Annotated in this window: 13 protein-coding genes and 5 pseudogenes; 14 read left to right on the top strand and 4 right to left on the bottom strand. The window is 53.7% G+C overall.

Annotation, left to right across the window (positions count from 1 at the left end; translation table 11 throughout):
- Positions 1-38: 38 nt before the first annotated feature.
- Positions 39-854, bottom strand: a complete 816-nt coding sequence (locus KUIN1_RS24520) for a formate/nitrite transporter family protein (protein ID WP_011269155.1) — start codon at positions 852-854, stop codon at positions 39-41.
- A gap of 725 nt (positions 855-1,579) precedes the next feature.
- Here KUIN1_RS24520 and KUIN1_RS28405 point away from each other — a divergent pair.
- Positions 1,580-3,130: an Effector protein hopAB1 gene (locus KUIN1_RS28405; RefSeq protein WP_152092341.1), complete on the top strand. Its 1,551-nt coding sequence runs from the start codon at positions 1,580-1,582 to the stop codon at positions 3,128-3,130.
- A gap of 181 nt (positions 3,131-3,311) precedes the next feature.
- Positions 3,312-3,488: pseudogene (locus KUIN1_RS24500) on the top strand (ExeA family protein); the annotation flags it as partial.
- A 44-nt stretch (positions 3,489-3,532) separates the two neighbouring features.
- Here KUIN1_RS24500 and KUIN1_RS24490 read toward each other — a convergent pair.
- A pseudogene (locus KUIN1_RS24490) lies at positions 3,533-4,079 on the bottom strand (IS66 family transposase); the annotation flags it as partial.
- A 55-nt stretch (positions 4,080-4,134) separates the two neighbouring features.
- On the opposite strand from KUIN1_RS24490, the gene KUIN1_RS24485 reads away from it, so the two are divergent.
- The 8 genes and pseudogenes from KUIN1_RS24485 to KUIN1_RS28160 all read left to right on the top strand — a co-directional run.
- Entirely contained in the window at positions 4,135-4,446 is a 312-nt protein-coding gene (locus KUIN1_RS24485; protein ID WP_232059989.1) for a hypothetical protein, read from the top strand.
- Positions 4,443-4,742 carry a hypothetical protein gene (locus KUIN1_RS27845; protein WP_197739787.1) on the top strand — a complete coding sequence of 100 codons (300 nt, stop codon included), beginning with the start codon at positions 4,443-4,445 and terminating at the stop codon, positions 4,740-4,742. The genes KUIN1_RS24485 and KUIN1_RS27845 overlap by 4 nt, the downstream gene beginning before the upstream one ends.
- Positions 4,743-5,024: 282 nt before the next feature.
- A complete protein-coding gene (locus KUIN1_RS24475) occupies positions 5,025-5,381 on the top strand; it encodes a hypothetical protein (protein WP_011269152.1) in 357 nt (118 codons plus the stop codon).
- 81 nt (positions 5,382-5,462) lie between these two features.
- A complete protein-coding gene (locus tag KUIN1_RS24470; RefSeq protein ID WP_024650833.1) occupies positions 5,463-5,759 on the top strand; it encodes a hypothetical protein in 297 nt (98 codons plus the stop codon).
- Between the two features lie 136 nt (positions 5,760-5,895).
- The gene (locus KUIN1_RS24465; protein ID WP_024650832.1) at positions 5,896-6,147 is read left to right on the top strand and encodes a hypothetical protein; all 252 of its coding nucleotides are present in this window, start codon (positions 5,896-5,898) and stop codon (positions 6,145-6,147) included.
- A 51-nt stretch (positions 6,148-6,198) separates the two neighbouring features.
- Positions 6,199-6,447, top strand: a complete 249-nt coding sequence (locus tag KUIN1_RS24460) for a hypothetical protein (RefSeq protein WP_011269150.1) — start codon at positions 6,199-6,201, stop codon at positions 6,445-6,447.
- Between the two features lie 103 nt (positions 6,448-6,550).
- Positions 6,551-6,691, top strand: coding sequence for a hypothetical protein (locus KUIN1_RS28835; RefSeq protein ID WP_154686162.1), 141 nt, complete (start codon positions 6,551-6,553; stop codon positions 6,689-6,691).
- Positions 6,642-6,773, top strand: a pseudogene (locus KUIN1_RS28160) (IS5/IS1182 family transposase); the annotation flags it as partial. The gene KUIN1_RS28835 and the pseudogene KUIN1_RS28160, both read left to right, overlap by 50 nt.
- A 138-nt stretch (positions 6,774-6,911) precedes the next feature.
- Here the strand turns inward: KUIN1_RS28160 and KUIN1_RS24450 are convergent.
- Together KUIN1_RS24450 and KUIN1_RS24445 are read right to left on the bottom strand one after the other, a co-directional pair.
- Positions 6,912-7,187, bottom strand: a complete 276-nt coding sequence (locus KUIN1_RS24450) for a bacteriocin immunity protein (protein ID WP_011269149.1) — start codon at positions 7,185-7,187, stop codon at positions 6,912-6,914.
- Position 7,188: 1 nt separating this feature from the next.
- Complete coding sequence (locus KUIN1_RS24445) at positions 7,189-8,925, bottom strand: S-type pyocin domain-containing protein (RefSeq protein ID WP_232059988.1); 1,737 nt, start codon at positions 8,923-8,925, stop codon at positions 7,189-7,191.
- Between the two features lie 405 nt (positions 8,926-9,330).
- On the opposite strand from KUIN1_RS24445, the pseudogene KUIN1_RS28830 reads away from it, so the two are divergent.
- The 4 genes and pseudogenes from KUIN1_RS28830 to KUIN1_RS24425 all read left to right on the top strand — a co-directional run.
- Positions 9,331-9,441 (top strand): annotated as a pseudogene (locus KUIN1_RS28830) (TrfB-related DNA-binding protein); the annotation flags it as partial.
- Between the two features lie 361 nt (positions 9,442-9,802).
- Positions 9,803-10,546, top strand: a pseudogene (tnpC, locus tag KUIN1_RS24435) (IS66 family transposase); the annotation flags it as partial.
- A 55-nt stretch (positions 10,547-10,601) separates the two neighbouring features.
- Positions 10,602-11,048, top strand: coding sequence for a GNAT family N-acetyltransferase (locus KUIN1_RS24430; RefSeq protein ID WP_172980081.1), 447 nt, complete (start codon positions 10,602-10,604; stop codon positions 11,046-11,048).
- Positions 11,049-11,127: 79 nt separating this feature from the next.
- Positions 11,128-11,367, top strand: coding sequence for a hypothetical protein (locus tag KUIN1_RS24425; protein WP_011269146.1), 240 nt, complete (start codon positions 11,128-11,130; stop codon positions 11,365-11,367).
- Positions 11,368-11,377: the final 10 nt, after the last annotated feature.

Raw genomic sequence — 11,377 nt, 5'->3', positions numbered from 1 at the left:
CTCTTATCACCGCAGCGTCTGTATGGCGTTGGACCGGATTATTCCGGTGTTTGCGCGCCACTGGTCCTGGACAGCTCAGCAGGTTGGGTTGCCTTATTGGAAAAGGCCAAATGATAGGCCAGGCCGACGAACACCGCGCCGCCCACTGCGTTACCCAAAAATACCGGAACGAAATTGTCACCGAACTGCGCCCAGCTCAAGGCGCCAGCGAAGATCGCTGCAGGAATGACGAACATGTTGGCGACGATGTGCTGAAAGCCGATTGCTACGAATGCCATCACCGGAAACCACATGCCGACCACTTTACCGATCACGTCCTTGCTCGCGTAGCTGAGCCACACCGCCAGGCACACCAGCCAATTGCAGCCAATACCCGAGATGAAGGCCTGTTCGAAGCTGGCCCCGACCTTGGCATTGGCGATGGCCACAGTCTTGGCCATGAAGGCGCCTTCAGTCAGCCCCACCACATGGCCGAAACAATAGGCGACGAACAGCGCACCGATCAGGTTGGCCAGCGTCACCAGCACCCAGTTACGCACCAACTGACCCAGACCGATACGCCCGGCGAACAGCGCCATGGGCAGGCTCATCATGTTGCCAGTCAGCAATTCACCGCCCGCCAGCACCACCAGAATCAGCCCGACCGGGAACACCACAGCGCCAAGCAGATTGCCCAGCGACGCCCACTCGTGAGGGATCATGGTGCTGACATGAATATCGAGAAGAAACCCGAGGGCAATGAAAGCCCCTGCCAGAAAGCCCAGGATCATCAACGACGACAGGCCCAAGTGGGCCTTCTTGACGCCGCTTTCGACGGCAATTTCAGCGATTTGCTGCGGGGTGTTCAAAGACATGGTGGGCTCGTGCGTGGTCGTGGGCTGAGCGTGGGGATTAAAAGCTCAAGCGGTGCGCGCATCTGTCGCACCGGGAAACAACGTTACGGAATGTTTCGGAAGATGGCCAATCGGATGTTTTGATCGGGTGATTGAGAGGGTCGATGACTGGGCAGGTTTATGTGGGGGGTGGGCTTGTGGTAGCGTTGGTGAGCAGGTTGTTGAGGTCTGTAGATTCCGTTTCGAGTGCGACAACGGACTGTTTTTGGGGACGAGTTTACGAGGTTTTTTTGTAGTTAGCAGATGAGCTGCAATTGAATCGCCAAAGAACACAAAAACCGCGCAATGCGCGGCTTTCAAAGGTGGTGAGCCCATACGGACCGAACCGTGGACCAACGGATTATGAGCTGCCTATAAACGCAAGCTTAATAAAACCGTCTGTAGAGTAACGTAGGTCTGCCTACGCATCCCTATGAAGACATGAAGCCTTTTTCATAGCATCAACTTGATGCATAGGCATTTTGAAATCCCTATGCATGGACGCAAATTCAAGCATGGCTGCGGATACAATTCCCCAACGATGCACTGACCATCAGAAAATTGCGCTTAACTGACTTCCCTGTTCCATTGCTCGCCAGACCCCGATACGCATCAGTGGAACCTTTCTTGTCCGATCGCCGACTCATGTCCAATTGCGGAGGACGGAACAGTCCGCAGCCATGAAATCATGAGTGGAGAGTCTATATATGTCGGGTATCAACGGAGCAGGGCCATCAAACTTTTTTTGGCGTTGGCGCGCAGACGACGAGCCAGTAACGGAGCGCGAACGTGACTCCAGTAGCGGTGCGAACTTGACGAACAGTCCGCAGTTGCGGCCCGAATCCCCGACAGTATCCGGGAGGAGGCTGCTACGATCCAACGCGTTGTCGCGACAAACCAGAGAATGGCAGGAGACGACGTCTGCCAGTGCCGAGCGTGGCACTCCGCCTGTAGAGCCCAGGCAGCCGCCGGAGGCACAACCGGCAGAGCGCATCGTTGCAGAGCGCATCGTTCAGGAGTTGGTCAGGGCGGGCGCTAATCTTAATAGTGTTCGCACCATGCTCAGAAATGTAATGGATAACAACGCGGTAGCTTTTTCTCGAGTCGAATGGAATATCTTGCTTCAGCATTTTCCTGACATGCATACGAATGGAATCAGCAGTGATTCGGTGCTCGCTAACGAGCTCCGTCAAACGCTTCGTCAGGTGGTTCACCAACAGAGAACTCAGAGAGCGTTAGCACCGATACTTTCGCCAGCCCCTTCCCGCCCCGTAGCTTCATCATCGAGAAGCAGTCAGCGTACGTTACTTGGGCGGTTCACTGGATGGATGGCACCGCGTCAAACATCGTCTTCGAGCCAGGCGACTTCTAGTACATCGGTCGACAGGCATCCTCAAGACCTCAACCAGCTGGAGTCACTACGCCTCGCCGATGCTGAGAGGCGTAATCGTAGTGCCAACCAGACTGACACTGACGAAGCCCTGCGCAGATTGACTCAAGCGGGAGTGGATATGGAGCGCCTGAGCACCTCCCTTGGCCGCTATATACATTCGTTTCAACCGGCACCCCCAGATTTGAGGCGCGTGTTAGAAAGTGTGGGCATTGACCCCGATATACCAGAGGAGTTGACCTTGGTGAATAACCCCGTATTGAACCTCAATGTTGCGCTGAATCGCATGCTGGCGTCGCGTCAGGCCACTACCGAGTCGAGCTCGGTCTTCCCAAGCCGAGCAGGTGACACGCGTGTCAGGACGTTGCCGGTAATGCCGGAGCGGGAGGACAACGAAAATAACGTTGCTTACGGAGTGCGTTTGCTTAGGCTGAACCCTGAAGCGGAGGTAGAAAGGGTCGTTGAAGCCTTTATAACCGACCCGTCGTCTCGGCCGGAAGTTGTGGCCGACATCCACGCAGTACTACGCTCTATCACTTCACAATTCAGACAACTGCGTACGATTTCGAAGGCCGATGCTGAGTCTCAGGACTTCAGGGATGCGGCAGATTACCCGGACGACCCGACGTCTTGCCTTTTTGGTGAAGATTTGTCACTGAGTAATCCGCATCAGCAGGTGATCGGCCTGGCGGGTGAATCGACAGACATATTGCAGCCTTATAGCCAAGAGGGAAATAAAGCCCTGAGGTTCATGGATATGAAGAAACTTGCTGAACACCTAGCGAGCAAACCTGTGCATCCCATGAACAGAGACAGGCTTGACGACAAAAATATCGCTGGTTATGCCTTTAGAGTCGTTCCTGACTGAACCAGACAGTCTTTGCCGCCACCTGGGGAGACGGCAGCACCTCATCCTCAGATGGCAGCGCTTGCATGCTCCGGTCGCTTGGCCACACCGGAGTATCCAGCGTCACCCGATACATAGCTTTCGCCACCGTGCAGCTACTGGTCAACCTGGGTGACAAGCGTATCCAGCAGCTTGCAGGGTGAACAAACGCCCAGTGGCCCTGTTCGTCGATGAGGCCCATGACCTCAACGGCCACATCTTGACAGGGCTTAAGCGCTTGATTGAGCTGGTTGAGGACGGCGAGGGTCGATTGTCGGTAGTGCTGGCCAGGCATCCCAAGCTGCGCAACGATCTGCGTCGCCCAACGATGGAGGAAATGTATCCGCGCCACAAACCCCACCTGGCAAAAAATGAGGACTGGGTTTAGCGAGGCATCTCTGGCGAGCAGTGCCACGGTAACAACGCTTCGTAGTCTTCTACCGACGAGGCATGTGGCAAACGCTCAAGTACGTGGCGCAGCCACGTATAAGGCTCTTGGCCGTTGAGTTTGGCGGTCTCGACCAAGCTATAGATCTGGGTGCTGGCTGTGGCGCCTTTGGGCGTATCGCTGAACAGCCAGGCTTTTCTTCCTATGGCAAACGGCCTGATTGCTCTTTCGGCAGCGTTGTTATCGATGGGTAAAAAACCAGCTTCGATATAACGCTCCAGCCGGGTCCAGTTGTTGGCCAGATAACTCACCGCTCTACCCAAGGCACTTTGCGACGTGACCTGCGGCTGCGTTTTTTCCATCCATGCTTTCAGCTTCGCCAACTCAGGCAGGCTTTTTTCCCGACGGCCGATGTAACGCTGCTCATCGCTGACATCCTTGAGTTCACGCTCGATGCCGTACAGTTTGTTTAATGCATGCCAGTGCAGCATCGGCGCGGCCCGTTTTGCCTTGAGGCTGCACTTTCTTTGCCTCCACGAACTTTGAGGAAGTCGATAACGGTGTGCATCCCTCCAGGGCCAAGCAACTGCTGAGCACCATGCGTGAACAGGCCGAACTACGTAACGTGCGCCTACTCTTAACCACGCATAATCCGGCATTGATGGATGCCCTGCCCGACAGTGCGCTGGGAGACGTAATGTTTTGCTACCGCGATCCGCAAGACGGGGATAGCCGTTTGGTTCGCCTTGCCGATCTGGAGGACTACGCCGGATTGGTCTCCCAAGGACCACTAGGCGAGCTAGTGACTCGCGGGGTGGTGGATCGCTTTGTGAAATCGCCAATTACGGTGGAGCAGAAGCGCCAGAATGCGCTGGCTTGGCTGAAGCGAATGCAGGGAGACTCTCTATGAGTGCGGTCTGTCTGATCGACACTAGCGTGCTTCTCAATTTGCTGAAGGTGCCTGGACGAAGTCAGGATGCGGCTGCGGTCGTAACTGCTTTTGGAGAATACGCCGCTATCAACTGCACCTTCATTCTACCAATGGCGACTATTCTGGAAACCGGCAACCATATTGCCCAGAACGGCAATGGTTCGGTCCGTCGCGAAACGGCACAGCGTTTTTGCGAAGCCGTGGCGGCAGCCTTTAGTGATGAACCTCCTTATCGTTTAACGGAGTTTCCCAATACGGCAGATGTAATGGGCTAGTTGGCGGAGTTCCCTGAAAAGGCCGGTCAGAACAAATCGCCTGCCAGAACCAATGAAGGCACAAGCTTTGGCGATATGAGCATTATCAAAGAGTACGAGAAATGCGTAGCACGCTTCCCGATGACCGAAATTTTTGTCTGGTCCTTGGACAGCGACTTGGCCACTCTTCAGCACATACCGACGGCTTCCAAGGTCCGGTAGCGGTAATTGCCGGCGACACTACATCTTGTGTCGTCGGCAGCTGCGATCGACACCGCATGTAGGTACAGAGGAAAAAACCGCATGATTCTGGATAGCTTTGTTCGGGCAACAATTCGCCATGTCGAGAACGTCGAACCCTGCGATGACCCCGCTGACTTCTACAGCGGGCCTGAATTCGACAGCTTCACTGTGACGGTGGAACACGGCCCGGCCGAGGCTTTTTTGTCATGGTTTCACCAGAAAAACGAGTACGGGCTTTGCCGTGTTGGTGACACGGCCGAGTTTATAGACTTCGGTTCGTCCGATTCGCTGGACGAAGACAAGGTGATCGAATTTACCTTCGATCAATTTTTCCCTCTCTGGCTGAAGCACGCCGCAAACCTTGCGAAAGCAGACATTGCAGGGATGGCAAGCGCAGCCCTGCGCAATCAGAACTGAATCCACGGAAAATGAGGCTCAATAGCAGTTGTAGCCGATCTTCAATAAAAAATCGCTGCATCACTAATTGGTAATTAGAGAATGAATACTGACATAACTGGCAACCAGATCCATCGTTCCCCCGAATTTGCTCAAACTGACATCGGTGACATGAGTCTTCACAGGAATCTTCACAACGAGCTGGAGGTGCGGCGGGACCAAATCCTACAGGCGGCAACCGACGCAGAGGTGTGGCAGCACCATACATATGCGAAAGGTTTGGTGCGAGGCTTGGAGGTAGGTGGCAACATCACGCCAGCCCAAGCTTTAAAGCTGTATGACATCTACGACGCCGCACAAGCAGACCGTGAAGGGGTGTTGAGCGACACGGGCAGGTAGCCGAGCAAAATCCTGAGTCAACGCTCCAGCATAGGAAAGCGCCCAGGTACGCCCAAGCCCAGCCATGCGCTGGGCCGAGGCCGTAAAGACAGGCCACTTTCGGCACGCAGATCCACCCAATCGAAGGGATGAATACATGGCAACCACCACCCTGATCCAAATCGAACAAGACGACCCCAAGGTGATCGCCGCAGCGCAACAGCGTCACGCTGAATTGGAGCTCAAGATGGACGAGCACGGGACAGAGCTGATGCACAGTGCTGTGATGTGGGAACTGGGCTACCTATTCGCCCTACGAACGTGTGAGGTGTTGAGCATTACAGTCTATGACGAGTTGGCTGCCAAAGTGGAAAGCTCTGTCGAGGTCAGGCCTCGCGTTACCGTGTAAGGCAGAATTAAGAGGGTGGGTCGCTGATCCAGCCAGGAAGGAAAAAGAGGAATGATGAAGCGCGCTGCAATTACAACAATGGCCTTCCTGATCGCACTCCCATCAATCTACTGGTTGCTCTGCGAAGCGGCAATGATGTTTGAAATGGCGAGCACGGGAGCCAAATCAAGAGCTGAGCTGGCAGATGACTTTGGCCTTGGCATCATAGGACTCTTCGTTGTCGCACCTGCAACCGTAATCGGCGCAGTGATCACAGCATCTTTTTTTTGGTGGAAGATGAGGCCCCGCAGGAGGTGCTAAATGCTTTACAAACCATCCAGCACTCGCAGGCTTGCAGGCAGCTGTTCTATAGGGTGACGTTGCCCCCGTCCACTACCAGCTCCACGAACAACGGAAAAACCTCATGAGCCACCACAAAACCCCCGATGCCCCTGCCGGCATGCTGGTACTTGATCAGCGGCAGGTAAGCCTAACGGAGATGTTTGCCGGCGCAGATGATCGGCTGGCTGAAGGAGAACAGGCGCATCTTGACGCGCTTCGATAAACGCGCAACAAGTTTTGCGGCGATAGTCTCATTGGCATGTGCTATGCGGTGCTTGCGACAATACTTTACGTACAAAGCCTAACAAAAAACCAGTTACCGAAGTTTACTCGGTAACTGGGTTAAATTGACTTGAGGAACCGTGGATTTATTCCATTTTCACTCCGTCAAGCCTCACGCCTTGATTTGTAGCGGGCAATAAATAAAACAGCATTTCCTTAAACTAAGCTTTTTTGAAGTCTGGCTTACCGTTGGCGGCTCGCCACTCTTTAAGAACCTTTAATACACCTGCAGGACTGTCCTCTACACCTTCTGCGGGGTAAAAAATAAGCCCATTCTTCTCTGGATGTTCACTGATGTCATCAAAGTGCTTAGCAAGCTTACTTATGTACTGTCCGTACTCATCACCCTCTAGATTTTGTTTGTTGACAAAAAACTCTTCAAGAAACGCTAAAAATTCAGCCTCTGTATACTCTTCATATTTATTTTTAAATTCCATTTCACGATCCCTCTTTCTTGGTGTGAGTTTGAATATGTAGTTTGGGGGTCATTATACGCATGTTTTCCACATCGTAAACCGCTCCGGCTGGATGAACAGGTATGACGTGATGAATCTCAAATTGACCACGCCCTCCAACTTGCTCGCTCGGAATTGCAAATGGCGCAGTGCCTCCTTTAATCAGAGTATTATTTGAACCTTTGAATTGTTTTGACAACTCTAGATCAGCACCGACAGCGAGCCAGAAAGCTTTCCGAAAGTCTCTGAAGTTCTTGAACTCCTTGCCGCGAAGCTGATCAGCAATCTGCGATGGAATGGGAGCCCCTTCACCTTGCGATGCAGCCCCTAGCCAGATCCCCGATACAGGTTGACCGACACCTGTTGCAACGCCCGGATCTTCTCGCCGATCCCGGAACATCGTATAGATGGGTGGTAAACCAGAGTCTGCCGGAAAAACCGTAATGAAATCATCAAAACTGGCTTCTGAAACAGCCGGGAATGCATCTATCCTCCCTTCAACGGGCGTTACTGCAGCCCCCGTATACACGGGTGGAGCTGGCTGTTCAGCAGGCGATGTTGTTGAGCTATTCCCAGGACTGACAATCGGTGTCCAAGTCAATATCCTGGGTGGTACATCTCCCGTTGTCACGCTATAGGTGTTCTGCTCTACATCAAGAACAGCTGATACCACTCTTACTTTCGAGGATGCTGTCAAAGCATCGGTCTTGACAACAAAAACTTCAGACTGCCCATCTGCTGCTGTTTTAGAGCTAAGTCGAAATGGCAAATCAACAGTACCACCAGATGCCGCAATCGCTGGCAAGTCTTTACCAAGCTCAGGCGTCAGATCCGACAATGGTGTGTTGAAAGCATAACGCTCAGGTAACTCTCCGTTAGCCAGTTTGGGTGAATAGACCAAAGCTGACACGCCGACCAAAAGCCCCGAAGCCGTACCAGCGGCTAAATTAGTTAGCGCGGCAACAGCGGAGCGGATAGCTGCTTGCAAGGTAACTGTCGCTGCTTCGATAACGGCAATCGTTCCCGCAGCCGTCATGATAACGGGAGCGGTAGCTGAAAGCGGGCCAGGCGCACGGAATGTATTAGCTGTCCGAACGGCCTCTGCAGCAATACGAGCCTGCTCTTCGGCAATGCGTTTGGCTTCCGCAGCTGCTGCTTCATCAGCCAAGCGTTTGGCTTCTGCAGCCGCTGCCTCATCAGCCAAGCGTTTGGCTTCTGCAGCCGCTGCTTCATCAGCCAAACGTTTAGCTTCTGCCTCTGCAGCAATGCGAGCATCCTCTTCAGCCTGCGCCGTAGCCACGGTCTGTAAAAGTGCAGCTGACTTTTCCGTGAGTATTCGGATCTTCTCCTCAATAATTTTCGCAGCATAGGCGGCGGTAGCTGACGCTTCCCAACTTTTGAAAACCTCGAGCGGGGTGCCACGATCTTGTCTTGATTGAAAGATATTTACAAAATCTACTGCGCTTTTTTTAATTTCTACTGCCAACACATTTCTGCCAAAAAAAGCGCTGGCTGCTGCGTTGGCATTTGCCAGTTCTGCAGTGTTCTGCGTGATCAGGTTATCCACCACACTTTTTTCAGTTTTGGCCTTTTCAAGTGCGGATAAAGGATTGGGCCCGACTGCAGCAGCAATTTCTGCGTCAATGTCTGCCGGTAATTGCGGCAAATAGGCCGTAAAGGCTTGCTCAATGTTTCGTTGAGTAGTGGCTACCGTTGCCACCACAGAAATCGTGTACTGCTCACCTTTCCTTGCTGACTAAAGAACTTATCAATTTCAGCGTCTGCAGGCACTTTACCGTCCCATGGCAGCGGCTTGGCAATCACACCACCTCCTGGAATAGGACCTGGAGGCTGAGGCAGTGGTGGATCAGGTGTAACGATGATAGGGGGCAGTGTAATCTCGTTCTGTGACATGTCTTTCTCCTTGATTTGTGGGTCACCTTGCTAAATCTAACTCTCAGCACGGATAGTATCGAGGCATGAGATAGCTGTATATATATACAGTAAAAATGACGGTCGTCAACTCAGAGATCTATAGGCTTCGCATATCTGAAGACGGCGTAGGCAAAAAGTGAAGTGGCTTAAACGGAGTTTGATCGTCAATACGTTGGGCCTGCTCGTGCTTCTAGAGGGTGTGCCGGCTGATTGGGACAATGTCGAAGCCTGTCTGCCCCCTGCAGCTGCAGGTGATGTTCTGGCACTAGCTCAATCACTCAGATCTGCTCAATCGCAATAGGAAAGGAGTGCCCTGGCTGTTTGGGCCTCGGTGCAGCTCGATCGTTGACAACCTCTGACGTGCGTTCCCTTCGCTGCGCTCAGGGCCGGGCTTTCGTGCTGCGCATCGAGCCAAGCCATGAAGCCGGCCCGTCTCTCCCCTTCGGGCTTCAATCCTCGCGGGCAAGCCGGCACTAACGCCTCCGGCCTCTCGGCCTGCGCGCTCCGCTTGCCGTCGCTGCCTGTACCTCCCGTATCACCTGCAGGCTTTGCTGCGCACCTTGCGGATCGGGGAAGGAACGACGGTGCACCGTGCAGGTGGGCTGGATTTGTGGTGCGACGAGCGCCTGTTGGCCTCAAAAGATCAATCACCGAAAAGTTGACGGAAATCTCACCGCGCTTACGTCTGGGCCTACAGCACCACGCCGTTTTCGGCGCTCAAGGCTGTGGTTTATGACTTCAGTCCCAGTCGTGCAGGCGAGCAGGCGCGCAACTTCCTTGGGCGGTGGAACGGCAAGCTGGTATGCGACGATTTCGCTGGCTACAAAGCCGGTTTCGAGAAAGGCATCACCGAAATTGGCTGCATGGCCCACGCCCGTCGCAAGTTTTTCGATCTGCACGTGGCGAACAAAAGCCAGCTGGCTGAAAAAGCGCTGTACTCGATTGGCGGCTTGTACGAAGTTGAACGCCAGGCTCGGGACATGAGCGATGAGGATCGTTGGCGAATACGCCAGGAAAAGGCAGCCCCGATCATCAAAACGCTGCATGACTGGATGTTGGCCCAGCGTGATCTGGTGCCCAACGGATCGGCAATAGCCAAAGCCCTGGATTACAGCCTTAAACGCTGGGTAGCGCTAACGCGCTGCCTGGACGATGGTGCTGTACCCATCGACAATAACCAAGTGGAGAACCAGATCAGACCATGGGCACTTGGGCGCTCAAACTGGTTGTTTGCCGGATCGCTTCGCAGTGGCAAACGGGCGGCCGCGATCATGAGTTTGATCCAGTCGGCGCGCATGAATGGGCATGATCCGTATGCCTATCTCAAGGATGTACTGACGCGGGTGCCAACGCAAAAGGCAAGTCAGATCGAACAACTGCTGCCGCATCATTGGATAGGTGGCTGATCTGCGCGAGGCCTATTTCCCGTACCCTCACGGACAAACGATACTAAGGACAGATATGCTACTCAAGCGCGTCGGGCTTGCCGCGCTTCTGGATACGCCAACAGCCTTTGGCGTCAGTTACAAGACTGCTGCTGACTATGACTGTGACCAGTGGAAACAAAGAGCCTCATCTAAGGGCACTGAGTTCTGGCTGGCGTTCGAGGAAGGCAGGCCCGTCGGGATGGTCGGTGCCGCAGTCAGTGAGTCAGAGCACTTCAATTTGATTGGGATGTGGGTTGAGCCCGCAGCTCGGGGGTCTGGCATCGCAAAAGAACTGGTGGATATCGTAAAGGCTCGATCCACTGAGAGAGGTTTTGACGGCGTTTTTCTGGATGTCTCTCCTGAAAACGTTAGAGCCTCAAGCTTCTATTTGAAACAGGGTTTTGTCTTCCTGGATGAATGGGAGCCATTGGAAAGTCATCCGCATATTACTGTTCAGACTATGGTGTGGACGAGGCAGTGACCTCACCCCTAAAAGGGTTGCAGCTAGGCCATCGCAATGTGACTTCCCAGGACGCTTACCACCATGAGGAATTCCCACCATGCCGATGATTGATACATCTCCGTATGCCGCCCAGTTGGCCGACATGGATGCTGCCGCATGGGCTTTTGATCAAGCGTCGAAGGCGCTGGCCTTGGCTGAAGAAAATGATGACGAGCCCGCCTGCGAAGCAGCTCGCGCAGCGGAACAAAGGGCGCGTGAGGCCTGGCGAGTTGCCGCCCAGGAAGTAGGCCGCGTTGTGCATATGCTGGTCAAGATGGGCGAGGGACGCTACTCATAAAGGGGGCCGA

Origin of the sequence: Pseudomonas sp. KUIN-1 (assembly GCF_009176725.1) — a bacterium.
In the GTDB taxonomy this organism is placed as follows: domain Bacteria; phylum Pseudomonadota; class Gammaproteobacteria; order Pseudomonadales; family Pseudomonadaceae; genus Aquipseudomonas; species Aquipseudomonas fragariae.
The sequence above is the reverse complement of the archived record's forward strand: the minus strand, read 5'-3'. Positions and strand labels throughout refer to the sequence as shown.

Bases quoted from the DNA above. Each gene is read 5' to 3' on its own strand.
- KUIN1_RS24520 (WP_011269155.1), bottom strand. From the start codon at position 854: ATGTCTTTGAACACCCCGCAGCAAATCGCTGAAATTGCCGTCGAAAGC.
- KUIN1_RS28405 (WP_152092341.1), top strand. From the start codon at position 1,580: ATGTCGGGTATCAACGGAGCAGGGCCATCAAACTTTTTTTGGCGTTGG.
- KUIN1_RS24485 (WP_232059989.1), top strand. From the start codon at position 4,135: ATGCGTGAACAGGCCGAACTACGTAACGTGCGCCTACTCTTAACCACG.
- KUIN1_RS27845 (WP_197739787.1), top strand. From the start codon at position 4,443: ATGAGTGCGGTCTGTCTGATCGACACTAGCGTGCTTCTCAATTTGCTG.
- KUIN1_RS24475 (WP_011269152.1), top strand. From the start codon at position 5,025: ATGATTCTGGATAGCTTTGTTCGGGCAACAATTCGCCATGTCGAGAAC.
- KUIN1_RS24470 (WP_024650833.1), top strand. From the start codon at position 5,463: ATGAATACTGACATAACTGGCAACCAGATCCATCGTTCCCCCGAATTT.
- KUIN1_RS24465 (WP_024650832.1), top strand. From the start codon at position 5,896: ATGGCAACCACCACCCTGATCCAAATCGAACAAGACGACCCCAAGGTG.
- KUIN1_RS24460 (WP_011269150.1), top strand. From the start codon at position 6,199: ATGATGAAGCGCGCTGCAATTACAACAATGGCCTTCCTGATCGCACTC.
- KUIN1_RS28835 (WP_154686162.1), top strand. From the start codon at position 6,551: ATGAGCCACCACAAAACCCCCGATGCCCCTGCCGGCATGCTGGTACTT.
- KUIN1_RS24450 (WP_011269149.1), bottom strand. From the start codon at position 7,187: ATGGAATTTAAAAATAAATATGAAGAGTATACAGAGGCTGAATTTTTA.
- KUIN1_RS24430 (WP_172980081.1), top strand. From the start codon at position 10,602: ATGCTACTCAAGCGCGTCGGGCTTGCCGCGCTTCTGGATACGCCAACA.
- KUIN1_RS24425 (WP_011269146.1), top strand. From the start codon at position 11,128: ATGCCGATGATTGATACATCTCCGTATGCCGCCCAGTTGGCCGACATG.